The organism is Xanthomarina sp. F1114 (genome assembly GCF_026410255.1).
Taxonomy (GTDB): domain Bacteria; phylum Bacteroidota; class Bacteroidia; order Flavobacteriales; family Flavobacteriaceae; genus Xanthomarina.
The window spans coordinates 177,460-202,188 of record NZ_JAPMLL010000001.1; the positions used below are offsets into that span (position 1 = coordinate 177,460).

Annotated in this window: 21 protein-coding genes; 3 read left to right on the forward strand and 18 right to left on the reverse strand. The window is 32.9% G+C overall.

What is annotated here, in order from left to right; translation table 11 throughout:
• The first annotated feature begins 2 nt into the window (after positions 1-2).
• The gene (locus OS188_RS00730) at positions 3-1,094 is read left to right on the forward strand and encodes an HmuY family protein (RefSeq protein WP_267146891.1); all 1,092 of its coding nucleotides are present in this window, start codon (positions 3-5) and stop codon (positions 1,092-1,094) included.
• 58 nt (positions 1,095-1,152) lie between these two features.
• On the opposite strand, the gene OS188_RS00735 is transcribed toward OS188_RS00730, so the two are convergent.
• The 11 genes from OS188_RS00735 to OS188_RS00785 all read right to left on the reverse strand — a co-directional run bounded on the left by OS188_RS00735 (position 1,153) and on the right by OS188_RS00785 (position 13,277).
• Positions 1,153-1,779, reverse strand: coding sequence for a carbonic anhydrase (locus OS188_RS00735; protein ID WP_267146892.1), 627 nt, complete (start codon positions 1,777-1,779; stop codon positions 1,153-1,155).
• A gap of 188 nt (positions 1,780-1,967) precedes the next feature.
• Positions 1,968-3,284, reverse strand: a complete 1,317-nt coding sequence (nhaA, locus tag OS188_RS00740) for a Na+/H+ antiporter NhaA (RefSeq protein ID WP_267146893.1) — start codon at positions 3,282-3,284, stop codon at positions 1,968-1,970.
• A gap of 193 nt (positions 3,285-3,477) precedes the next feature.
• Positions 3,478-3,780: a hypothetical protein gene (locus OS188_RS00745; protein ID WP_267146894.1), complete on the reverse strand. Its 303-nt coding sequence runs from the start codon at positions 3,778-3,780 to the stop codon at positions 3,478-3,480.
• Positions 3,781-3,844: 64 nt separating this feature from the next.
• Positions 3,845-4,594 carry an SH3 domain-containing protein gene (locus OS188_RS00750; RefSeq protein WP_267146895.1) on the reverse strand — a complete coding sequence of 250 codons (750 nt, stop codon included), beginning with the start codon at positions 4,592-4,594 and terminating at the stop codon, positions 3,845-3,847.
• Between the two features lie 66 nt (positions 4,595-4,660).
• On the reverse strand, positions 4,661-6,436 hold the full coding sequence (gene batD, locus OS188_RS00755; protein ID WP_267146896.1) for an aerotolerance protein BatD: 1,776 nt from the start codon (positions 6,434-6,436) through the stop codon (positions 4,661-4,663).
• Positions 6,437-6,522: 86 nt separating this feature from the next.
• Positions 6,523-7,380: a TPR repeat aerotolerance protein BatC gene (batC, locus tag OS188_RS00760; protein WP_267146897.1), complete on the reverse strand. Its 858-nt coding sequence runs from the start codon at positions 7,378-7,380 to the stop codon at positions 6,523-6,525.
• Between the two features lie 112 nt (positions 7,381-7,492).
• On the reverse strand, positions 7,493-8,530 hold the full coding sequence (locus tag OS188_RS00765; RefSeq protein WP_267146898.1) for a vWA domain-containing protein: 1,038 nt from the start codon (positions 8,528-8,530) through the stop codon (positions 7,493-7,495).
• A 67-nt stretch (positions 8,531-8,597) separates the two neighbouring features.
• Complete coding sequence (locus OS188_RS00770) at positions 8,598-9,602, reverse strand: vWA domain-containing protein (RefSeq protein ID WP_267146899.1); 1,005 nt, start codon at positions 9,600-9,602, stop codon at positions 8,598-8,600.
• Positions 9,602-11,284, reverse strand: a complete 1,683-nt coding sequence (locus OS188_RS00775; protein WP_267146900.1) for a hypothetical protein — start codon at positions 11,282-11,284, stop codon at positions 9,602-9,604. Before OS188_RS00775 ends, OS188_RS00770 begins: the two co-directional genes overlap by 1 nt.
• A 7-nt stretch (positions 11,285-11,291) precedes the next feature.
• Positions 11,292-12,158 carry a DUF58 domain-containing protein gene (locus tag OS188_RS00780; RefSeq protein ID WP_267146901.1) on the reverse strand — a complete coding sequence of 289 codons (867 nt, stop codon included), beginning with the start codon at positions 12,156-12,158 and terminating at the stop codon, positions 11,292-11,294.
• A 117-nt stretch (positions 12,159-12,275) separates the two neighbouring features.
• Positions 12,276-13,277: an AAA family ATPase gene (locus tag OS188_RS00785; protein WP_267146902.1), complete on the reverse strand. Its 1,002-nt coding sequence runs from the start codon at positions 13,275-13,277 to the stop codon at positions 12,276-12,278.
• Between the two features lie 327 nt (positions 13,278-13,604).
• Between OS188_RS00785 and OS188_RS00790 the strand changes: the two genes are divergently transcribed.
• Together OS188_RS00790 and OS188_RS00795 are read left to right on the forward strand one after the other, a co-directional pair.
• Positions 13,605-14,357 (forward strand): SDR family NAD(P)-dependent oxidoreductase, encoded by a 753-nt coding sequence (locus OS188_RS00790; RefSeq protein ID WP_267146903.1) that lies wholly within the window; start codon positions 13,605-13,607, stop codon positions 14,355-14,357.
• A gap of 34 nt (positions 14,358-14,391) precedes the next feature.
• Complete coding sequence (locus OS188_RS00795; RefSeq protein ID WP_267146904.1) at positions 14,392-15,525, forward strand: ATP-binding protein; 1,134 nt, start codon at positions 14,392-14,394, stop codon at positions 15,523-15,525.
• 164 nt (positions 15,526-15,689) lie between these two features.
• Here OS188_RS00795 and OS188_RS00800 read toward each other — a convergent pair whose 3' ends face one another.
• The 7 genes from OS188_RS00800 to alr form a co-directional block, all read right to left on the reverse strand.
• Positions 15,690-16,877 carry a DUF1501 domain-containing protein gene (locus tag OS188_RS00800; protein WP_267146905.1) on the reverse strand — a complete coding sequence of 396 codons (1,188 nt, stop codon included), beginning with the start codon at positions 16,875-16,877 and terminating at the stop codon, positions 15,690-15,692.
• A gap of 2 nt (positions 16,878-16,879) precedes the next feature.
• Positions 16,880-18,253 carry a DUF1800 domain-containing protein gene (locus OS188_RS00805; protein WP_267146906.1) on the reverse strand — a complete coding sequence of 458 codons (1,374 nt, stop codon included), beginning with the start codon at positions 18,251-18,253 and terminating at the stop codon, positions 16,880-16,882.
• 115 nt (positions 18,254-18,368) lie between these two features.
• Positions 18,369-20,810 carry an FG-GAP-like repeat-containing protein gene (locus tag OS188_RS00810; protein ID WP_267146907.1) on the reverse strand — a complete coding sequence of 814 codons (2,442 nt, stop codon included), beginning with the start codon at positions 20,808-20,810 and terminating at the stop codon, positions 18,369-18,371.
• A 12-nt stretch (positions 20,811-20,822) separates the two neighbouring features.
• Complete coding sequence (locus OS188_RS00815) at positions 20,823-21,932, reverse strand: hypothetical protein (protein ID WP_267146908.1); 1,110 nt, start codon at positions 21,930-21,932, stop codon at positions 20,823-20,825.
• Between the two features lie 120 nt (positions 21,933-22,052).
• A complete protein-coding gene (locus tag OS188_RS00820; RefSeq protein WP_267146909.1) occupies positions 22,053-23,042 on the reverse strand; it encodes an aspartate-semialdehyde dehydrogenase in 990 nt (329 codons plus the stop codon).
• A gap of 114 nt (positions 23,043-23,156) precedes the next feature.
• Positions 23,157-23,561: a large-conductance mechanosensitive channel protein MscL gene (gene mscL / locus OS188_RS00825; protein ID WP_267146910.1), complete on the reverse strand. Its 405-nt coding sequence runs from the start codon at positions 23,559-23,561 to the stop codon at positions 23,157-23,159.
• Positions 23,562-23,621: 60 nt separating this feature from the next.
• Positions 23,622-24,728, reverse strand: a complete 1,107-nt coding sequence (gene alr / locus OS188_RS00830) for an alanine racemase (protein ID WP_267146911.1) — start codon at positions 24,726-24,728, stop codon at positions 23,622-23,624.
• Between the last annotated feature and the right edge of the window lies 1 nt (position 24,729).

Sequence of the window (24,729 nt, forward strand, 5' to 3'; positions counted from 1 at the left end):
TTATGACAAACAAATTTTCCTCACTCCTTTGTGGAGTTTTACTAATTAGCAGCTTTGGTTGCAGTAGTGATGACAACAACGAACCATCTGGACCTATAGATGTAATTATTGAAGGTGCACAAGTAACGCCAGAAGTTGGTGGACCAAACCAACAAAACCAAGTTTATATCGATTTAAGCACAAATACCTCAACAACTGTGCAGCGTGATACTTGGGATTTAGGTTTCTATTCTGGATCAGAATTTAGAGTAGCCATAAATGGATCTATTTATATGGCTACGGCAAAATTAACAGAAAACAACATAGATGCCGTAAATTCAAGCAGTCCTGAAGTTCAAGATTTACAGACTAGAGTTGCTGTTGGAACCTTTGCTGCAGAAACTGCCAATTTTATAGATGCGCCTAGTGGAAACATAAATGGAACAGCTATAGAAGCCATTTCTAATACAGATTCTCAAAACAACGTATATCTATTAAATCTAGGTTATAAAGTTGGTACAACCACGCCAGCCAATGGTGCTGTTGCTGTAAACGGTGACCCAAGAGGTTGGATGAAAATACGTGTATTAAAAAACGGAAACGATTATGTACTACAATATGCCGATTTAGATACCAGCACACATCAAGAAGTAACTATTACTAAGAGTAGTGATTTCAATTTCAACTTTTTTAGTTTTAATACAGAAAGTGAAGTATCTGTGGAGCCAGTAAAGTCTCAATGGGATTTAAACTTTACCGTTTTTACTAATGAAATTGAAGGATATGGAGCTTATGGTTATAGCGATTTTGTAACACATAACACCAAAGGAGGTGCAGCTGTATATAGTTTAAATACTGAAGATACTTCTTATACCTACGAAAACTTCACGCTAGCCGATGTTGATAATTCTAACTTTGTGTTTAACGATCAAAGAACCATTGGAGGTACTTGGAGAAATGGTGGGGGACCATCTAGTTTACCATCTTTAAAAGACAATATGTTTTATGTATTACAAGACACAGACGGTAATTTGTACAAACTTCAATTTTTAGCTTTAACTAATGCTGAAGGCGTGCGTGGTTATCCGGAATTTGTTTATAGCTTATTGGAATAAAAAAAGAAATTTCACTATTATACAAAACAAAAAGGCCACTTTAAAAGTGGCTTTTTTATTATTCTAAATGATAGATTTCCATAATATCATTGAGGTATTTATCAAAGTCAATTTTTAAATCGATAAGTTTTCCTGAATGAACATCAAAAACCCAACCATGTACTTTTAAGCCTCTATCTCTATTTGCTCTTTGTACGGCAGCCGTTTTAATTAAATTGACACATTGTTCTTGAACATTAAGCTCTACCAATCTATCGTAGCGTTTAGCATCGCATTCAATACTGCTTAATTCTTCTTTATGAAGTCTGTAAACATCCCGAATATTACGTAACCACGGATTAAGAATTCCCAGGTCGGCAGATTGCATAGCAGCTTGTACACCTCCACAAGCGTAATGCCCACAAACTATAATATCTTTAACAGCAAGATGGTCTACTGCGTAATTAACCACAGACATCACATTTAGGTCAATACTAATTACCATATTGGCAATATTTCTATGTACAAATACATCGCCAGGACCTAAGCCCATTAATTCTTCGGCAGCAACGCGACTATCAGAACATCCAATAAATAATAATTCTGGATTTTGTCCATTACCTAATTCTTCAAAAAATTCGGAGTTAACGGCTAATTTGTCTTTAACCCATTTTTCGTTGTTTTTAAAAACTTTCTCTAATTCCATTGATAGTGTTTTAGGCTTTATTAAAAATGAAGTTACCGTTTAATCTTCACATTAAAAAAGTGATTAAAATTAAATAAAAATGATCAAAAAAACTGATAAAATATATTTAACCTCATTAAAACTTTCTAAAATACCAAACAAAAAGACCTTTACACTAAAATTGAAATATCAAAAATTGTTAAAAATAATTACAATTTAGATGGGCTCTCTGTCCTTTTAGAGTTAATTAGTAAAATAAAGTATCCAATAATAGCAGATACTAAGGATCCTAACAAAATTCCAATCTTAGCCGAATCGACATAGGCTGGTGTATTTAAAAACGCCAGACTTGCAATAAAAATAGCCATTGTAAACCCGATACCTGCTAAAAACCCTACACCAACAATATGTGCATTATTAATATCTGAAGGAACGGTAATAATTTTTAACTTTTTCGAAATAAGGACCACAGCTGTTACGCCAATACTTTTTCCTAAAACCAAACTAACTACAAGAGTTAAAACAAGCTCCCAGTTTAAGTGATATTCACTATTAAACGAGACGCCAGCATTAGCTAAGGCAAAAAGTGGGATAATAAAAAAGGCTACCCAATCATGTAATTTATGCTCCAGTTGCTGTAATGGCGATTGATATTTACTTGTCCAATCTTGTAAGTTATCTATTTGATTTATTTGCTCTTTAGACAGAATGGGTTGTTGCAAAACAGATGCAATTCTCAAATCTTTAATAATGGTTTCTAAGCTACTTATATAAGATTTTGTAGTAATATTTTGTTGAATAGGAATAGCAAAAGCTAATAAGATTCCCGCAATAGTTGGATGAATTCCAGATTTAAGAAACAATACCCAAATAACTATTCCAACTACAAGAAATAAAGACTTGAAATAAAGATCTTTATAAGATAATAAGTATAATAAAACAAGTAATCCAAGTGCAATAAGTAATAAGTTAACTTCTATATTACCACTATAAAACAGGGCTATTACTAATACTGCTCCAATATCGTCTACAATAGCAAATGCCATTAAAAATAACTTTAAACTTAAAGGTACCCGATTTCCCAACACGTTAAGTACAGCCAAGGCAAAAGCAATATCTGTTGCCATAGGTATTCCCCAACCATGTACGGTATCTGGACTATGGTTTAAGCCTAAGTAAAACAACACAGGAATTACCATCCCACCAATAGCTCCTACTAACGGGAAAGCTAATTTTCTAACAGAATTTAGTTCTCCTATTAAAAATTCACGTTTTATTTCTAATCCAATTAGGAAAAAGAAAATAGCCATTAACCCATCGTTAATCCATAAAATTAGGGGTTTATTTATTTCAAATGTTTCGCTTGTAAATCCAAGTTGATATTGCCATAACTCGTGATAGCTCTCACTCCAAGGAGAATTTGCCCAAATTAAAGCTATAATTGTTGCTCCTAAAAGTAAAAAACCACTTAGGCTTTCAACTTTCATAAACTTTTGTAAAGGGGATAAAATGGTTCTTTTTGACATATACGTATGGTCTTATGATGAATTAGGATAAACCTATTATTTTAATTGTTGGACGTTAAAATCCTTATAACTTTTGATAGAAAAACAAATCAATATACTGCTTCTTAAAAAGAAAAGCAATTGTTAATAGTAACACATAGTCTTAGTGTTATCTCGAAACTACATTTATAAACTTACTATAAATTTACAAATATTATACAGAAAACCTTGGTGGGGGCAATATTGTTTTCAATGCATAAGTAATGTATCTATCTAAATAATAACTATGATATTTTTTTTTTTGAAGTTTTAAAACACTTCCTGTAGGATCTATAATAGAAAAGAATGGGATGACTTTTTGTTGTGAAGTATCATGGCCATTGCTACTCTCTTCTTCATTCAAACTATAAAATACGGTAATATCGAACGATTTATCTATAACGGTTATCACCAAAGGTGCTGCCATTAATAAGGTAAGGATTAAAGTAAAATAAATGGAAATTGTAGTCTTCTTCATTCAATATTCTAAAAAATGAACTTCAAAGATACAATTTGAATTTTTTTTATCTGTTAAATAAAAATTAAAGTGCCTTAATATCTTCTTTAACAATCCACCCAGTTTTTCCATCTGAAAGCTTTATTTTCTTCCAATTGTTAACTGTATCTAGAATTTGAACTTTGGTACCTTCATGAAGAATAAAGGCTTCTGAACTGCGCAAATTAGGTTCGCTCTTAACTTGGCTTTCTTGAACAAAAACAATGGCAGGTCTATCTTTTTTATCTAAATTAGATTTATGAAAAGCCAACGATAAACTGAGGCAAGCTATAATTAAGAAAGCCATACTAGCAACAAAAGACAAGCGTTTCTTAGCTGTAGAATAAGCAAAATAATAGCTTAAGAACACCAGAACAAAAAGTAAAACAAAAGCTATAGATATTTTTGCCCAGGTATCAAAACTAAAGGTGTTACTTAGGTTTTTTAAATATCGGGAAAGTCCAACCTCAGGCACAGAATCAATAGCATCTATGGTCATGTTTTTTGCAAAAGCTGCGTTATTTTTAATATCCTTATCGTTTGGTGCTAATTGCAGTGCTTTTTCGTAATAATAAATACTTGGTGCAATATGATTTAATTTATAATGCGCATTTGCCATATTATAATACAGGGCAGCAGAGTGCTCGCCATTGTTTAAAATAGCTTCATACTTTAAGATGGCTTGATCGTAATCTCCTTCGTTATAAAGAGCATTTCCTTGCTCGAACAAGGATGTATTTTGAGCAAAGCACACACTAGAAAATATAAAAAATATGCTGTAAATTATCTGTTTCATTACTATATGGTACTAATAAGAGAATCTGTTTTTTATTTAAAAACTCTTACTTATCAGAATTTCTGATTATTTAATTTGTTTATCTATTGCCGAAATTGTTTTAGCTGCTTTACTATAATCTTGCTGCATCTCTACATTGGTTATTGGTGTATAACGTGCTAATTCGCAATTTTCTAAAATTTCATCAAACTCCATAACAACCTCCTTATCTACTTCTCTTTCTAACAACAGCGTTTCAATTCTGTCTTTACTCATTTCGCTGGTTTCAATTTGGAGTTTAGCTTTCAAGTAATTATGCAAAGCTTTCTCTAAGGCTACATAAAATGCTTCTTTATTACCTAAGGCTTTTTTAGCTTCACCTAAATAACGTTTTGCTAGCTTATCTGCTTTTCTTGTTTTGTTACCTAAAACATCGGCATCACGAACTTGTTTTTTCTTTCTAACTACAATAGCTAGAGGAATGGCTAAAAGTGGTAAGAGTAAACTAGTCCAAAAACCAGTAGTTTTAAAAAAATGATTTGGGTTTACAGATTGAAAATTAGCATCTGTTTTTATAAATGCAAATTGTTGGTCGCTTACCACAACAGGTTGTTTCCCACTATTTACATTGGCTATATTATTATCTGAAGCAGTTGTATTTGTTGGGCCTTCCAATACATTAATTATTATTTCGCCAGAAGAAATACGTTTATACGTTTCTGTTTTTAAATCGAAATAAGAAAAGGAAATCGTTGGAATTGGGTATTTACCTTTATATTGTGGCACAATAGTATAACTGTCTGAAATACTACCTTGCATTCCACCCAAATTGGTCACTACATTCTCGCTGTGTTCAGGCTCATAAACTTCTAAAGAGCTAGGCAAATTAAGTTTAGGAGTTTGAAATAACCTCAAGTTTCCTTTTCCTTTTACTTCTACAGTAGCTTGTAAAGACTCTGAAGCATTTAATTCAGATTTTGAAGTTATTACATTGAACTCAAAATCGCCAACAGCTCCAGTAAAATCAGTTGGTTTACCTTCCATTGGTAGTGGCTTAACATCTATTGTTCTACTGCCAGCAGAAACTGTTCTATGGGCTTGAGTCATTAATCTTGCTCCAAAAATATCCCGTCTGTTTGTTGGAACTTCTACCGTTATATCTAAACTTAAAGGCTCTATTTCTAATTTTCCTGTTTTCTGAGGGTAGAGAACTGTTTTTCTTAAAACTACATATCTATAATCCTCGCCTTTATAGGTTCCATTCTGAACTTTAAGATTCTTAATATCTATATTCTGACTCCAAAAGTCGTTAAACCTTGGGTTGTCTATTTCTCTCCAGTTTCTAACTCCTGTATTTGGTGCTACATAAAGTTTGTATACAACCGTAATGGCTTCATTTAAATAAGGCTTATTTTTAGAAACCTCAGCTACCAAATGAATGCTATTGGCAGCAATAGCATCTGGATTATTATCGTCGTTAGGTCTATCTACAGCAGAGGTTACCACAACTGTTTGAGGAGTTGTTTTATAGACGTTTCCATCTATTTCGATGGTTGCTTGTTTCAAGGTAAAAGAACCTCTCTTTTTGGGAGAAAGAAAGTAACTATAGGTTTTCTTATAAGTTCTTTTTCCATTCATCCAAGAGGTACTAACAGCTTGATTAGGACCACCAACAACATTAAAACCCGCAAAATCTGGAGGATTAAAATTGTCTCCATCTTTATTCATTTCGAAATCAATACGCAATCTCTCGTTTATACCAAGTTTCTTTTTGCTCAATTTAGCCTCAAAAGTAACCTGAGCACTAACTAAACTTGTACTTAATACAATTAGTAATATTGATATGTGTTTTAATAATTTCATTTCCATTAGTCCTTTTTAATATCGGACATCTTTAATCCAATTTCTACAATCTTACTTTTATAGACTCTATTAACTTTGTTCTTATTTTACCAATCTTTCTCAGATTCTACTTTAACACCTTTTTGCTTCTCAGCATTCATTTTTTCCTGAACCTTTTGCTCTTGATTATTCATAGCTTCTAGCAGGTTTTTAACCTGTTGTGGAGAGAGCTGTCCAGGTTTTTGTTCAGGCTTTTGTTGGTCTTGTTTCTCATCCTTGCCTTTACCTTGGTTCTCATCTTCCTTAGGTTTACCTTCATCGTCTTTCTCGTCGTCGCCTTCTTTTTTATCTTGATCGCCTTGGTCTTTATTATCTTCTTTGTTATCGCCTTTGTCCTGATCTTTATTATCCTGATTCTCATCCTGATTTTCATCTTGATTCTGGTCCTGATCCTTATCTCTGTTCTGATCGTCTTTATTATCGTCTGGCTGCTCGTTCTTTTGCTGTTCAGCACATTCCTTAGCTAAACCAAAGTTATAACGGGTTTCATCGTCTGAAGGATTATTTCTTAAAGCACTTTTATAGGCTTCAACTGCTTCTTTACATCTCTTTTCTTTCATTAATATATTTCCAATATTATGAAAGGCTTTGTGTTTTTCTTCTTTTGAAGTTGCGCTTTTTACAGCTTGTTGCAAACGGAATAAAGCTTCGGTATAATTTTCGTTTTTATAATATGAAGTTCCAAGGTTATAAGCTCCAGCAACAGATGAAGATTGCTCTGAAAGTGCTTGTCTATAGGCCATTTCTGCTGAAACAAAATCGTCGTTTACAGCTTTTTCATTACCTTCAAACACATAATTATTCGCCTTCTTTAAAGCCAATAACGCCTCCTTTTCTTTGTCCTTGTCTTGAGCAAAACTGGAAATAGACAGGATAGTCAATATGTAAACAAATACATGTTTCATTTAAATTCTACTCTTTTTCTTTAGCAACATCTAATATATAAAATGGATACACGTCTGATAGTTAAAGGTTTTATAAAATTTCTTATTTCCATAGAACGATTAATTAACAGACTTAAAAGTTCTCGTTGAATAAATTTAGTTTCTTTAACCAGGATGTTTTTCTATCCAATAAAAATATATCTAAAAATAATAAGGCCAAAGCAATTACTAAAAACCAATGAAATTGGTCTTTGAAATCTGCAAATTGCTTAGCTTCAAATTCTGTTTTATCCATATTATTTAGAATATCCCGGATGGTTTCAACAACCTCATTTGTGTTTTGACCATTAATATATACGCCATCTGCTTCTTTGGCTATGGCTTTTAGCGTATTTTCGTCTAAACGTGTAATAACCGTTTCTCCTTGTGAGTCTTTCTTATAATTTAAAACTATCCCATTTTTTTTAATAGGAATGGGACCTCCTTTTGTTTGGCCTACCCCAATTGTAAAAATCCGGATTCCTTCTTCATATGCTTCTTTAGCTGTTTCTACAGTTCCTTCTCCATGATCTTCCCCATCGGAAATAATAATTAAAACCCGATTGGTTTCCTCCTCATCATCAAAATAGGTTTTAGATAAATCAATAGCTTCGTTTATGGCGGTTCCTTGCGAAGACAGCATATCTGTATTCATGTTTTGCAAGAACATTTTTGCCGATGCATAATCTGTAGTAATTGGTAATTGTGGAAAAGCTTTTCCTGCATACGCAATAATTCCAACACGATCGCTCGCCAGATTATTGATTATTTGTGTAACTAATTGTTTGGTTTTTTCTAATCTATTAGGCGCAATATCTTCGGCCAACATACTTTTTGAAACATCAATTGCAAAAACAACATCTACGCCTTCGCGTTTTACAGTTTCTAATTTTGTTCCAACTTTTGGGTTTACCAAGGCTATACTTAAAGAAGCTATAGCTAAACAAATAACCAAAAGCTTTAAAACACTTTTAAACAGTGATTGATCGGGGCTTAATCTTTTTAATAACTGTTTATCCGCGAATTTCTTCTGGGCGTGACGTTTCCATACTTGAAGCAACAAAAAGAATAGGATTATTACAGGAATAACCGCTAATACCCAAAACCATATTTTTTCTTCTAATTGATACATTAATTGTTTATCTGTTTGTCGTGGAGTTAATAAACCACGAGTGTCCGATTATTAATTTTTTCAATATTTACACGAAACTCCTGAAAATTGTAAATCTTAATAGTAATTCGAAAAGCAATAATATTCCAGCCAATAAGACTAATGGTCTAAATTTTTCTTCGTAATTATAATATTTAAATTCTTCGATATTTGTTTTTTCAAGCTTATTGATTTCATCGTAAATTTCTTCAAGCTTTTTGTTATCGGTAGCTCTAAAATATTTTCCACCTGTAACATCGGCTATTTCCTGTAATAGTTTTTCGTCTATTTCTACTTGGGCACGACCGTATTGAAATTGTCCGTTTGGTAAAAGTGCCATTGGCGTTAATGCCATGCCATTGGTTCCTATTCCAATGGTATAAGTTTTAATTCCAAATTCTACAGCCAACTCGCTAGCTGTTCTAGGTTCTATAAATCCAGAATTATTTACACCATCTGTAAGCAGGATTATAATTTTACTTTTAGCCTCACTGTCTTTTAAACGGTTTACCGAAGTTGCCAAGCCCATTCCAATAGCTGTTCCACCTTCAATAATAGTACTGTATTTTATATCGACTAAAGCTCTAAGCACTAATGCCTTATCGCTAGTAATAGGTGTTTTTGTATAACTCTCTCCAGCATATTCCACCAAGCCTATTCTATCGTTTGGTCTTTCTTTTATAAACTCTGCTGCTACATCTTTTAAGGCTTCCAGTCTATTTGGTTTTAAGTCTTTAGCCAACATACTTGCAGAAACGTCTATAGCCATAACAATATCAATACCTCGAGTGGTTTTTGTTTTTGTGGACACATCTACGGTTCTAGGTCTGGCCAATGCTGTAATTATTAATGCCAAAACTAATAAGCGCAAAACAAAAAGTATATGTTTCAATTTTGGCAATAAAGAATTACCAGTTTTAAAACCTTTTAAACTCGATATTTTAAGCTCGGCCGTTTGTTTTTTAAATTTAAAAACATACCAAAGCAAGGCTAAAGGAAGCAGTAAAAACAACCAGAAATATTCTTTATTTACAAATTCAATTCCTTCAAACATTATTGATCTGTTTTTTTAAGTTCTATTGAATTAATGACTCTCTCGGATATTTTTTCAGCATAAGTATCGCCCGTTTTCCAAACAAGCAAAATTTGCTGTAACACCACTTTATTTTCTGAAACAAACTGAAGTAACGCGTAGTTGCCTTCATAAAAACCATTAGAATTTAACCTAGGAATATTTAAGGTTCCAAAAGTTTTTAAGCCTTCCGCTCCATTTGGAGTTATATACTCTTCCTGTTTTACAAAAATATCTGTAATTCCTCCTTTTTCCAGAGTATTTAAACTTTCTGCTGCTACCTTTTGTAAATCAATATCTTTCTTTTCAGATTCCTCTCCTTCATGCTTAAAAGTTGTTGTACTAACATTTATATAGAAATTATCTTGAAAGGTTCCAAATACAAAAGCTGAAGTTTCTAACTGTGCTTTAATATCTTCAGGAACCGGAGGATTATCGCGTTTTAAAACGTGTGGTGTAGAAATGTCTATTGGAGGTACTCCATATTCACTTCTTACCCATTGTCCTTCTAAAAGCTCCTTACTGTCGTTACCCAAAATGGTATCTGTTACATAGCCAAAACCATATTTTACACCAAAACCTACAAAAACAGCAATAAGCACTAAAACTGCCGCTAAACTTGTAAGAACTATTTTTCTACGTTTCTTTTTACGCTCTAGATTATCTTTGTACTCTTGATCTAATAATTTTTCTTCTTCCGTTGGTTCAGGAAGTACTTCTTTTACATGATCAATTTCTAAATCGATAGTATTTCTATCTAGTTTTGCTAGCTCGATATCTGGAGCAGATTTTGCAAACTTCACCAAATCGGCACGTTTAAAAATGCTTTCTAAGTTTCCAAGTGTTTCTTTACTTAAGTCTATTTGATTTCCTTCTTTTAAAAGGTTTAGTCTTGTAATTAGCTCATCGGTTGTGCTTTCTAGAGCACGATCATAGACTTTTTCGTCTAAATATCTACGGATGGTAAGTGTTAAATCTGAATAGTATTCTTTTATTTCAGAGTTTTCCAAATAATTGCTTTCGTCTAACTTTCTTAAAGCTAGTTTAGCACGCTCGTAAGGTGGTAGCAGTGCGATTTCTTCTTCTTCCGTCAGCGGTTTTTTTCGCCATAAAAACCAATACAATAAAGCAGCAACTACAATTAAAAGTCCAATAATTAACAGCAGTGTTTTCCACCAATCTCCTGCACTTTTTTCTACTTCTATAATTGGTTTAATATCGTATAAACCCTGTTTGGTTGAATCTACCTGAATGGCATTGACAATAACTTTTAAAGAATCTGTATAAAAAGCTTTATCTCCAATAAGAATTTTTTGTCTGGGAATAGCATATTTGCCAGAGTCGAATTGCGTTAAACCATACTTTTTAATTAGAAGAAATCTCGCATCTTTTTTTGTAGTATCTATTTGAAAAGACTCTATCATTTCCAGAGGCATGAAGGTTTGACCTTCTGGAAAAACCACCAGATCTGAGGAGTCTACCTCTACCTCAATATTGTAAATTATCTGTTCGCCAATTTTAATAGATGTTGAATCTATAGAAGTTGAAATCTCTTGCGAAAAAGATATTGAAGAAAATAAAACAAAGAATAAAAGGAATAAACCGATGGTCTTCTGGTTGAAGCTTCGAACGGAAAAATTCTTAAATTTAAAATCGTAAAACATAAATCTTTTAGCTTCTTCTTTTAAAATATCCTAATAATTTTTTGACATAACTTTCGTCTACGCGACAATCTAAAGAACCTGCTCCAGATTTAGCAAAACTATCTTTAAAATAAGCGACTTTATCTTGATAGTATTTGCTGTAATTCTGTCTTACAGATTTTGATGCCGTATTTACCAGCATAAACTCTCCAGTTTCTCCGTCTTGCATTTGTACCATACCTAAATTTGGAATGGCTTCTTCACTTTTATCGTATACTCTTATTCCTGTAAGATCGTGTCTTCTTGAGACAATTTTTAAGGTTTGTTTATAATCGTTTGCTATAAAATCGCTTAGAAGAAACACGATGGCCTTTTTCTTCATTACATTAGATAAAAACTTAAGCGCTTCGGTAATATCAGTGTTTTTACTTTTAGGTTTAAACTCAATTAACTCGCGAATAATGCGAAGTACATGCGAGCGTCCTTTTTTAGGAGGAATGTATAATTCTATACCATCCGTAAACAGAATTAAACCTATTTTATCGTTATTTTGAGTAGCAGAAAAAGCCAATGTTGCAGCTATTTCTGTAATAATTTCATTTTTAAATTGCTCTTGGGTACCAAACAATTCTGAACCTGAAACATCTACCATTAACATCATGGTTAGTTCGCGTTCTTCTTCAAAAATTTTAATATGTGGTTCGTTATAACGAGCCGTCACATTCCAATCAATATTTCTTACATCGTCGCCATATTGATACTTTCTTACTTCAGAAAAAGTCATACCACGACCTTTAAAGGTAGAATGATATTCACCTCCAAAAATATGATCAGACAAACGACGTGTCTTAATCTCAATTTTTCGTACCTTTTTCAGTAATTCTTTAGTATCCATTGTCCTATTCTAAATCCTACCGTATGGGAAGAACTTTTTTACGATCCTATTTTTGATAAGTTATTTTTATTAGTTTTTGCCACGCAAGAGTGTATTCCTTAAGGAAATTAAAGGGGTTTATGGTACTTCAATCTCGTTTACAATTTTATTGATAATATCCACAGAGGTTATGTTTTCTGCTTCGGCTTCGTAAGTAATTCCAATTCTATGTCGAAGAACATCGTAAACTACAGCGCGAACATCTTCTGGAATTACATAGCCACGACGCTTAATAAAAGCGTAACATTTAGCAGCTGTTGCCATGTTGATACTTCCACGTGGCGATGCCCCAAAAGAAATAAGTGGTTTTAAATTGGCCAAGTTATATTTTTCTGGATAACGTGTAGCAAAGACAATATCCAAGATGTATTTTTCAATTTTTTCGTCCATATAAACTTCACGAACAGCGCTTTGAGCTCTGGTAATTTGATCTACAGAAATTACAGCATTTACTTTCTCGAATGCACCTCTTAAATTGGCTCTAACAATTAATTGTTCGTCTTCAAGTTTGGGATAATCAATCACTGTTTTTAACATAAAACGATCGACCTGAGCTTCTGGTAAAGGATATGTTCCTTCTTGCTCCACAGGGTTCATGGTTGCCATTACTAAAAACGGCTTGTCCAGAACAAAAGTTTCATCGCCAATAGTTACCTGCTTTTCTTGCATAGCTTCTAATAAAGCCGATTGCACTTTTGCAGGCGCTCTATTTATCTCATCTGCCAATACAAAGTTTGCAAAAATAGGCCCTTTTTTAATTTTGAAGTCGTTCTCCTTCATATTATAGATTAAAGTACCTGTCACATCAGCTGGCAACAAATCTGGAGTAAATTGGATTCTACTAAAACTACCATCAACAGCTTGTGCGAGTGTATTAATAGCTAAAGTTTTTGCCAAACCAGGAACACCTTCTAATAAAATATGTCCTTGACCAAGCAATCCAATAAGTAATCTCTCCACCATGTGTTTCTGACCCACAATTACTTTATTCATTTCTAAAGTAAGTAAATCAACAAAAGCACTTTCTTTTTCTATCTTTTCGTTAATTGACTTAATATCAATTGTACTTGTATCTTCCATCAGTTTGTTTTTTTTAAAAGCTCGAATATAACACCCTTTAAAGAGCGATGCAAATTGTTAAAATTTTTTCTTGATTGCTGTTAATAATTGGTTAAAAATACAGGCTCAATGTGAATAGCCACGCTCTTTAACAAATAATTATAAAAATATTTAAAATTAGATACGGTTTTTTAACACTAATTAAAAAGTTCATTTTTTAAAAACTTGAAATGGAAAAGAATTTTTAAAATAAGAGACAGCTAATTTAAAATGGAATAAGTAATTTTAGGGATACGCAACAGGAAACCAAAAAATGAAATAAATTTTCATTTAAGTGAATAAATAATTATGAATAAAACAGCTTTAATTACAGGAGCCACAAGTGGTATAGGTCGTGCAACTGCTCATGAATTTGCTAAACAAGGCATTCGTTTAATAATTTGTGGAAGACGCCAGGAACGATTGGAAACTATTCAAGAAGCCCTGAGTAAACAAACAGATGTTCATGTTTTAAATTTTGATGTTCGGGACAAAAAAGCATCTTTAAATGCCATTGCTTCTTTGCCTTCCGACTTTAAAAACATTGATATTTTAGTGAATAATGCAGGAAATGCACATGGAATGGATCCTATTCAATCTGGAACATTGGAAGATTGGGATGCCATGATGGATATTAACGTTAAAGGTCTGCTGTATGTAAGTAAGGCTGTAATTCCACAAATGACGGAGCGCAAAACAGGACATATTATCAATATTGGCTCCTCGGCTGGAAAAGAAGTCTACCCAAAAGGAAATGTGTATTGTGCAAGTAAGCATGCTGTTCTTGCTATTACTGAAGGAATGCGTATAGATTTAAACGAATTCAATATAAAAGTAAGCGCTATAAACCCAGGTTTGGTTGAAACAGAATTCTCGCAGGTTCGTTTTAAAGGAGATACTAAAGCAGATAATGTTTACAAAGGATATAAAGCCTTGCAAGCTCAAGATGTTGCCGAGATTATTTATTTTACGGTTAGCAGACCTGCACATGTTAATATTGCAGATTTATTGGTGTTTCCAACTGCTCAAGCTTCATCTACAATTGTAAAAAAAGATTTTTAATAAAAAAGTACCTCAACTTTCTAAGGGAGTAACCATGATTAACAAACGCCTACTCATAAAAAACCTATTAGCTCATAACGATGAGAATAGCTTTTACGATAAAAAGCGAGAGATTGATATTGGTCAAAAAGAAGGAAAAGCGAAGTTTTTAAAGCATGTTTGTGCACTTTCTAACAGTAATCCAAAAAACAATTCTTATATAGTAATTGGGGTTGAAGATGAAGACAATGATATTATAGGAGTTGATTTTTTTGATGATAGTAAAATTCAAAACCTTATTAATGCTTATCTAACTAATCCCCCTATTGTACAATACGAAAACATTCCTTTTCCACACTTAGCAGACGACAAAGTGGTTGGCCTTGTTACTATTAGATCTATTGAAAAACTAACCTCTCTTAGAAAAAATATCTGGAAATATTATGGTGGTTCTGTGTTTTTTCGAGATGGTAGTATCAGTATGCCAAAAGTATTTGAAACCGACGTTAAGGATGTTAATTCTAGTATAGTAAGCGCTATTGAAAACAATTCTCAGAATAATATTGAACATACCTTAGATGGTGTTTTCGACTTTTTTAATACCCGAAAAGATTTCAATCCTAAATACAAGGTTTTTAAAGAATACTTTGTGTTGTGCTGGTCTGGGCAAGAAAAACAAATAAAGGATGAGGTGTTTTACTCGCGGGTTGATATTAAATTAATAAATGAGCAAGTACGTTTGTTTTATTCCACCTTAGATGAGGTATCTATTTCTTACGATAAGGATTTTTTTAAAATTATTGAATATGTGAATTTAGGATTTCAAAATTCATATAAATATTACCCATTAGAAGAAACGGTTATTCAATTTACCAATAATGCAAGCTACCACATAGAATCTAATTTGATGTTTGAAGCTCCTCAATTTGACAAAAAAACATTACATCATATTTACAACGCGAATAATGCACTTTTAGAAAAGCTGAAAAAAGGATATGAATTAAATAAGCAGGAAGAGCAAGACTTAAAAAACCTTCCAGCCACTTATCTTATTTGTTATTTTAATTTATTTCATGAAGCTATAAACAAACTTCATGAGGCTAAGCCTTTTTTAAAAAATTATAGTGAAAACACTTATAAATTATATAAAGAAGCCGTTAGAATTTTAAGAAAAGTGGCTTATAGTTAACAGAGACTTCTAAAACAAGACCAACCATACATTATTTACTACCAAGCATCACTTTATTCTATATTAGGCTTAATTTTTATTTACTTTTGAACTGCTATTAATCAATTACCATAACAACCTTGTTTTTAAAACAGTTTTGTCTGTTTTTAAGCAAGGTTTTTTATTTATATAAAATCAAGTTGGTTAAACTTATTAAGTAAAACTGCCTCGTGGTTTACATCTAACCATTTATTTAAAACGGTTGCATAAATATCTCTAAAATCTATTTCAAATTTTAGGTCACCATTATCATCTAAATCACTTAAACTAGCCAGATTATTATAAATTCCTAGTTTTTTTAATTTTCCTCCCATTAAAAAAATAGCATTGGCAGAGCCATGGTCGGTTCCATGTCCGGAATTCTGTTTTACACGTCGGCCAAATTCAGAAAAAGTTAAAATTAAAGTATCATTAAACGTATTTTTAGCTTGTAGGTCTTTTATAAAAGCCTCCATACTTTCGGCATAAATACTTAATAAGCGTTTTTGAGTGCCTTTCTGATTTACGTGGGTATCAAATCCATTTAAAGAGCCATAATACACTTTAGTTTTTAAACCTGAATTTATAAATTGAGCTGTGGTTTTTAATTGTTTTGAAAAATGGTGATTTGGGTAATCTATTGCGGAAGAAACGGTTTTACTTGTTTCGTAAATATACTTGGCAGAAGATTCTGCATCTATCATAGTTTTATATAAATAACCCATATTATGCTCGTTTAAATGTGCCTCATCATAATATTTTGAAACATTTTTTAAATACGGATCTTGAGTTGCTCTAAAAAAACTATGTGCATTTTGAATGGCCAAGCCATTTTGAGTTTCACCTTTTAAGGCCAGAGATAAGCTCTGATCTAATTCAATTGCTCCCCAAGGATTTTTATTTTGATCTAAATATCTGCCTATCCATCCACTTTGTAAATATTGGTTAGATCTACTGGCTGTTTGCCATATATCTGTAGCTCTAAAATGCGATCTATTTGGATTTGGATAACCCACATTATTAATAATAGTTAGAAAGCCTTTGTCGTACATTTTTTTAAGAGGAAGCAGACTGGAATGTAAAGCCAAATCTTTATCTAAATTGATTAAGTCCTCTTTCTTTAAACCAATAGTTGGTCTTGCTTTATAATAATTATCGTCTCTAAATGGAATAAGTGTGTTTAAACCATCGTTTCCTCCTGTAAGCTGAATAACCACCAATCTTTTATATCCAGTCTCTGCCGAAATATGATTACTAAAAGCCTTTACAAAACTTGGAACAAAAAACAAGCTGCTTGCTAATGATGAGTTTTTAATAAATTTTCTTCTATCCATAATTAACACATTTGATATTCTGGAAGTGACATAATTTGTACACAATAGTCCTTTTTACTAGACTTTACCAATCTGTCTAAATATTCTTGAGTACCTTTGTTAATAGGACTTTGCAATAAATAATTAGTTAAATTCTCTATAGGAACATCTTTAAAATCTGAGTTAAAGGCTTTCCAATCTACACTAACCTTATAATTACTCTTATTTTCTTTTTTAGCCGTGTTTTTACTTAGAGTTTTGAGAGATTCTTTATTTTCATTAGTTGAAATATAAGCTTGCGACAATAATAGTGATGGTAATTTTAACCGAATCATTAAAGTATTAGAATCAATCCAACTTCTCCCACCTTTCCAGCCGGCCACATTGGGTGGATGAAACAACTTCTGACCTAATAAACGCTGGGTGTGAAATAGCTGATTAGTTTCTTTGAAGTTTAAAGGAACTACCCGCGATATTCCAACAAGCAAATCGATTGGCGATTTAATTTTATTTCCAATAAATTCCTTTTTATAAAACCAATCTTGACTAAACATATATTTTAAAACCGGTTCTATTTCATATTTGGGATAAAATACAGCTACCATTTCTTCAATATGGTCTGGACTTATAGTATCGCTCACAAAATATCTATACATTTTTGTACAAATAAACTCTGCACATGTCTTTTGTTCTAAAATAGTATCTATTATATCATCGCCATCATAACGTCCGGCTTTTCCAAATGGGTATTTAAAACCATTGTCATGATTACTTTCATTAAACACAAAGTTTCCTTCAAAATCGAAGCTGTATCCAGTAAACGCTTTTGCTGCTTCTTTAATGTCTTCTTCTGTATAATTACCAACTCCAAGTGTAAAAAGCTCCATTAATTCTCTGGCAAAATTCTCGTTCGGTCTATTCTTTTTATTTTGTCTTAAATCTAAGTATTTAATCATAGTTGCTTCTCTAGAAACAGCTTTTACCAAATCTCCAAAATTGCCCAGGCCTTGATATCTAATGGTGTTATTAAAATTTTGAAGATGTAAAATATTTCTATCGTGACACGAAAAATGATTGATCCAAAATAGAGTCACTTTTTCATTTAAAACATTATTAGTGTGAGACATTCTATAAACCCATTCATGGTTTAACTCTTTTATTTTAATTCTGCTTTTTGCTATATATTCTCTTTCTGTCTTTTTAGTTCTAGAAAATTGCTCGTAGCTAAGGGTATCGAATTCGCTAGTATCCACATATAAAGGTTGATGTATTTTAGCTTTAGAAAACAAATCGCCAACAATTTCTTCTCTCGTTTTTTGAGATAATAGCTCCAGTTGCTTTGGACTAATTCCAAATCCAGCTCTCCAGTAAAGATGTTGAATATCTAATTTATTCATGATTTTTCTTTATATCTACAAGTAGGTTATAATCAATATACGCAAAAATCTGTCCAAAAAGTTTATAAACAAAAAAGCCACTTTAGAAAGTGGCTTTTTTATTGACGTTTTAAAATTAATTTTTAATAAACTTCCTATGGATAACTTTCCCTTTTTCTTCTAATCTTAATAAATAGAAACCACTTTGAAGCTGAGAAACATCTAGACTATTTTCATTTAATTTAGAACTAAATACTTTTTTACCATTTAAATCAAAAACAGTTGCTACTTTATTGGAAATATCTGTAAGAGATTGAAAGTAAATTACATTTTCTGTTGGATTAGGATACATAACTAAATCTAAAAGAGTTTCGTCTTGAACACTTAAAGACTGTCCTTCAACAATAGTATGAAGGGTATTTATTTCCGGATTTTCAATATTATCCACAATTCCAGATGGCCAATAAATAACCATATTATTAATACTTGTGTCTGTGCCCAAACCAAAATGCACATTAAGAGAGCTCATAAACTCAAAACCTTCGCCACTTCTTACATCTCTAATTTGTGTTCCAGAATCTGTATGGATCTCTATTCTTGCTCCAATTCCATTATAGTTACTCTCAACTCCAACTGTACGAATCATGATATGATTGTTTCCATTACCTCCATTATTCTTATATAAATTTCCATTAAATACATCTAGAAACCCATCTCCATCTACGTCCCCAATAGCTCCACTTGGTGGCATATTTGTATCATAAAGCGTAAACGAATTATCTCCATTATTAAGAAGGATTTTTCCGTTGGTTAAAATATCTACATAGCCATCGTTATTAAAATCTCCTGGTGCATTTTCTATTCCAAAAGGTGCATTTGCAATATTTGCCGTTGCTGTGGCATTGGTAAAAGTACCATCTCCATTGTTTATCATGTATTTGTGCGAACCATCAGAAGTTGCACTTGCTCCAATATACACATCCATATCTCCATCATTATCAAAATCTGCCCAAGCCGAAGACCATGTTTGAATTGGGTCTGCCATGTTTGTTCCTTCGGCAACTTCTACATAAACACCATTTCCATCGTTTCGCCATAATTCGTTTATTTTATGAGTCACATTTCCTCCACGACATTTAGCAATAAATAAATCTGGGTCTCTATCGTTATCATAATCTACCCAAACTGTACCATAATTCCCTCCATTAGGATGTACGCCAATTCCATTTGGTAATACTGAGGAAGGTCCTTGATAAAAAGCCAAACCAGAGCTTGTTGGCGAATTATTTATAAAATAAACATTTGGAGCAATATCGTGACAAACAAAAACATCTAAGTGGCCATCGTTATTTAAATCGATAAAATTAGAACGTTGCGAAAATACATACAGGTTAGAAACAGCATGCTCAGCATATGCGGTTCCGTCTGCGTTAGCTTGCACAATAGAAACTCCACCTCCACCAGCATAAACCAAGTCGTTATAACCATTTCCATCTAAATCTCCAGCAGCAATACTCCAAGATGGTCCGTAGTTTGTTGGGGTAGAAAAATTAGCTAAGGTAAATCCATTAGCTGTTTGATAATTAATATAGATTCCTGCAGAAGTAGCAGCAAGCAAATCGTCCAAACCATCGTTATTCATATCAACTATGGCGTAACTTGTACCACTCATAGTAATACTATTATCTTTTACAAAAACAAAGTCGCCCGGATTTGGTGGTTGTTCATTAGTTCTAAAGTCTACAGAAAGCCATTCGCTAAATCCATCGCTTGCACAATTTGCCCGAACATAAGCTCTATAATTAGAATCGGGAGTTAAACCTGTTGCAGGATATGGATTATTTAAACTTGTTCCTGTTCCAGATGTTGGCGGTGTTGCCGTTGCCAATTGCACAACAATTTCCCAAGCCGATTCATTACTTTCCCCTTGCCAGCTAATGTCTGCTGAATTGTGACTAATATTAGAAACCCCTAAATTAGAAACTACTAAACATGCCGGTGGGACCTTAGAGCTTATTGTAGGCGAAGCAAAACACATTCCCCATCCATAAGAACCATTATCGTTATAGTGAATACGATATTTAAAACCTGTTAATTGCGTATTAGAAAAATTAGAAATATTTAATTCTGCGCTTTCAAAGGCATTGAAATTCCCAGAGCAAAAATTATAAGTAGGAGGATTTGTGGTGTCTGTTGAAAACGGTGTTCCCCAATTATTCCACGTACCAGTTGCTGCATCCCAATATTGAACAGTAATACTTTCCGTTTGGTACACATTTAATACATAGGTTGAATGCACTTCTAAGATGGTCTGTCCAGCATTAAAGGCATTGGTTAAGTTAATAACTGGCGATTGTACTGCTACATTGTTTACCGAAGTACTTCCTCCTTGATCGTCATCAAACGAAAAATGAGTTGATCCGCTAGTGGGATCTCCTGTAAACACTAAAGGATCTGTACTATAAGAACCAGCTAAAGTCCAATTGGAGTTAGGCCAGTTTGCAGCTTGGTTAAGCACTTGTGCCATCCCGTAAAAGCCACTTAACAGTAAGCTTAATAATAAAATAATTTTTTTCATAATCTTAGGAGTTTAATTGCATTGCTGGGTTAAAGAGTTAATCCAATCTTGAACTAACTGAACACCTTCTTCGTGCTTTAGAGTTCTACTTAACAAGGGCATTCTTGTGGATTCTTCAACCGAATTCATTCTATAATATAAAACCGATCTACTAGGAGATTCTGGATTAACAATATGTGTTAGTCCGGCTCCTACAATTTCGGTATCTGGTTCTACACAAATTCCCAAATTAATAGGGTTTCCGGTAGAATTAAAATCTAATCTAATAGGTCTATAAGCACAATGAGCTTCTGCTGAATGGCAATGTGCACAGTTAATATCTAAATAAGACCTAACTCTCAAGTCTAGAGACAAGGAACTGTCTTCCCAATTTGGCAAGGTTTCCATATTACCTGGATAAGTGGCCTCCAAATAACCCATTTCTACCCATTTTTCCAGTTGATTTTGAGTATTAGTCCCATAATCAAACAGTGTATTTATATTTCTTGGTTTTGGACCAATTGGAATAGGGACGTCTCCTGTTTTATGGCAGGTATGACATTCCGGCCCGGATGGAACTCTATAATTTACAGTCTTTACTTCATTATCTTTTTCCCATTGAATAAAAACATCTCTTCCATTTAAATCTGAAATGGCGTCTGTTTGTGTATCGTTCCAAATATATTCGGCAAATATCCATCCTTCAGATTTTTTAATCATGAGTCGGGTTTCAATTATTTGTTTTTGATGATTAGGAAGCACATTTTCATAATAAAAATTCTTTATTAAAACGGTTCCTATGGGGAAATCGAAAATTGAATTATCGTCAATATAACTAGCGCTTACATTACTCGGCATCCAAAGAAAGCGCTTTTTAAGAGCGTAATCTGAAAAAAGTGCTGAACTAAGTTCGTAAGGTACAACGCCATAAACGGGATTTAAATTCTGGAGGTCGCCTTCAAAAAAATTATATTCTGAAAGCATTTGATAAGGAACCTCATCTATATTAAAATTTACAGGAGAAGTTTGTTCTGGTTGAGGCGTTGGGCTTGGGTTTAGAACATAGTCGTCGTCTGATGCACAAGAAAAATTTCCGATGCAACAACACACTATTGCAAACCTCCAAATATAATTTTTAATCATCTATCAATAAATAACAGCTAATATAGAAAAAATCTAATTATTTAAGGATAAATTTAATATAAGTCAAACGAAAACTATAATTAATTGAATATATAGCAATTTATAGAAAAATGGATTTTGTTAAACAAGTTTATTTCTTAACAAGTATTCTGCTATTTGTACTGTATTTGTAGCGGCTCCTTTTCTTAAATTATCACTCACTATCCACAAATTTAAAGTGTTTGGTTGCGACTCGTCTCTACGGATTCTACCCACAAATACATCGTCTTTTCCATGTGCATAAATGGGCATTGGATAAGTATTTACCTCCACATTATCTTGCACTGTAATTCCAGGAGTATTATTTAAAAGAATACGAATATCGGTGACTTCAAAATTATTTTCAAACTGCACATTAACAGCTTCGCTATGTCCTCCAGAAGTTGGAATACGTACAGCAGTTGCTGTAACAGCAATAGTTCTATCATCAAGAATTTTTTGAGTTTCCTGCACCAATTTCATTTCTTCTTTGGTATATCCATTTTCTAAAAATACATCGCAATGTGGCAAAGCATTTTTATGAATTGGGTACGGATACGCCATTTCTCCTTTTACTCCAGCCAATTCGTTTTCTAATTGCTTAATAGCTTTTACACCAGTTCCAGAAATAGATTGGTAGGTAGAAACTACAATACGTTTAATTTTATACTTTTTATGAAGTGGCGCCAAAGCCATCACCATTTGTATTGTCGAACAGTTTGGACTTGCAATAATTTTATCATCTTTTGTAAGTACATTGGCATTAATTTCTGGGACAATTAGTTTTTTGCTTAAATCCATTCGCCATGCTGATGAATTATCAATAACAGTTGTACCAACTTCTGCAAATTTTGGAGCCCATTCTAAAGAGGTTTCTCCTCCAGCAGAAAACAAAGCAACATCTGGCTGCATTCTTAAAGCTGTATCTAAAGAAACCACAGGATAATCTATATTTTTAAACGAGATTAATTTCCCAACAGATTTTTCTGAAGCTATTGGAATTAATTCCGTAATAGGAAATCGACGTTCTTCTAGAACTTTTAACATAACCTCTCCAACCATTCCTGTGACCCCTACTATTGCTACTTTCATGACTTAAATAATTTATAGCAAATTTATAAATTAATTTAGGGCGTCTTTCAAAAAATAACATAAAAAAAAACAGCTCCACGAAATGAAGCTGTTCTCAATTAAAATCTAAATAATTTATTGTTTTTTCAATGCGTCTCTAATTTCTATTAAAAGATCATTGTCTGATGGTCCTTTTGGTGCTTCTGGAGCAGGCTCTTCTTTCTTCTTCATTCTGTTAACAGCTTTTACAACCATAAACATCACAAAGGCTACAATAATAAAATCGATAACATTAGTAAAAAACGTTCCGTATTCTAAATAAACTTCTCCAACCATTTCGCCAGCATCATTTAATGTTCCATCTTGTAATTTATATCGTAAATCTTTGAAGTCTGCATTGAATATTAATCCAATTAAAGGAGAAACAATTCCTCCTGTAAAAGCTGTAACCACCTCTTTAAAGGCAGCACCCATTACAAAACCTACGGCAATATCTACCAAATTGCCTTTCATGGCAAATTCCTTAAATTCTTTTAACATAATTAGTGTTTTAATTGTTAGTATAAATACGAATTTAAATAAAAAAACCTAAAGTGGCTATTATTTAATTATCAATCGTTTGATACGCTGTGAAATGGCTGTAATAATTTCGTAAGAAATACTATTTACACGTTCGGCAAATTTAGATGCTGTAGGCTGTTTCCCAAAGATAATTACTTCGTCTCCTTCTTTACATTCAATGTCTGTAACCTCAACCATAATCATATCCATACAGACGTTTCCAACAATATAAGCCGGTTTTCCGTGTATAGTTACAAAGCCTTTTCCATTTCCGTATTGTCTGCCAATACCATCGGCATGCCCAATTGGAATAGTTGCTGTACGAATTAATTTATCGCTTTTAAAAGCTCTATTATATCCTACTGTTTCTCCTTTTTCAATGGAATGAATTTGAGAAATAACCGATTTTAAAGTAGCAATTGGCGTAAAATGAACATCTTCTTTTGCCGAATTTCCAAAACCATAAAGTCCAATCCCACTTCTAACCATATCTAAATGAGCTTCAGGATAATTTAATATCCCCGAAGTATTACAAAGGTGAAGCATGGGTTTATAACCAACCACTTTAATAAATTTATTTGAAATAGACTTAAAAGCTTGAATTTGATTTAAGGTGAATTCTTTCTCGTTTAAATCTTCACTAGCGGCTAAATGAGAAAAAATTGATGTAACTTTTACTGAAGAATTTGTTAGCAATCTACTATGTATGTTTTCAATATCTGCTTCATCAAAACCCAATCTATTTAAACCTGTATTAAATTTAATATGAATGGGATAGTTTTCTTGTTTTTCAGTTTTAGCAACTTCAAGAAAACTATTAAGACTTTTAAAATTATATAAGCTAGGTTCCAGGCAGCGCTCTATAATAGTTAAATAATTTACAGGTTGCGGATGCAAAACCAGGATGGGCTTTGTAACTCCAAAATCTCTTAATGCCACCCCTTCGTTAGCATAGGCAACGGCAAAATAATCTATCTCTAAATTTTCTAAATAGGCCGCAACTTCTTGAGACTCGCTCCCATAAGCATAAGCTTTAACAACGGCCATTAATTTAGCTCCGTTAGTAATTCTAGATTTTAAGTATTTGTAATTGCTTTGAAGTGCTTTTAAATCTATTTCAAGGACTGTTTCTTGCGTATTGGACATG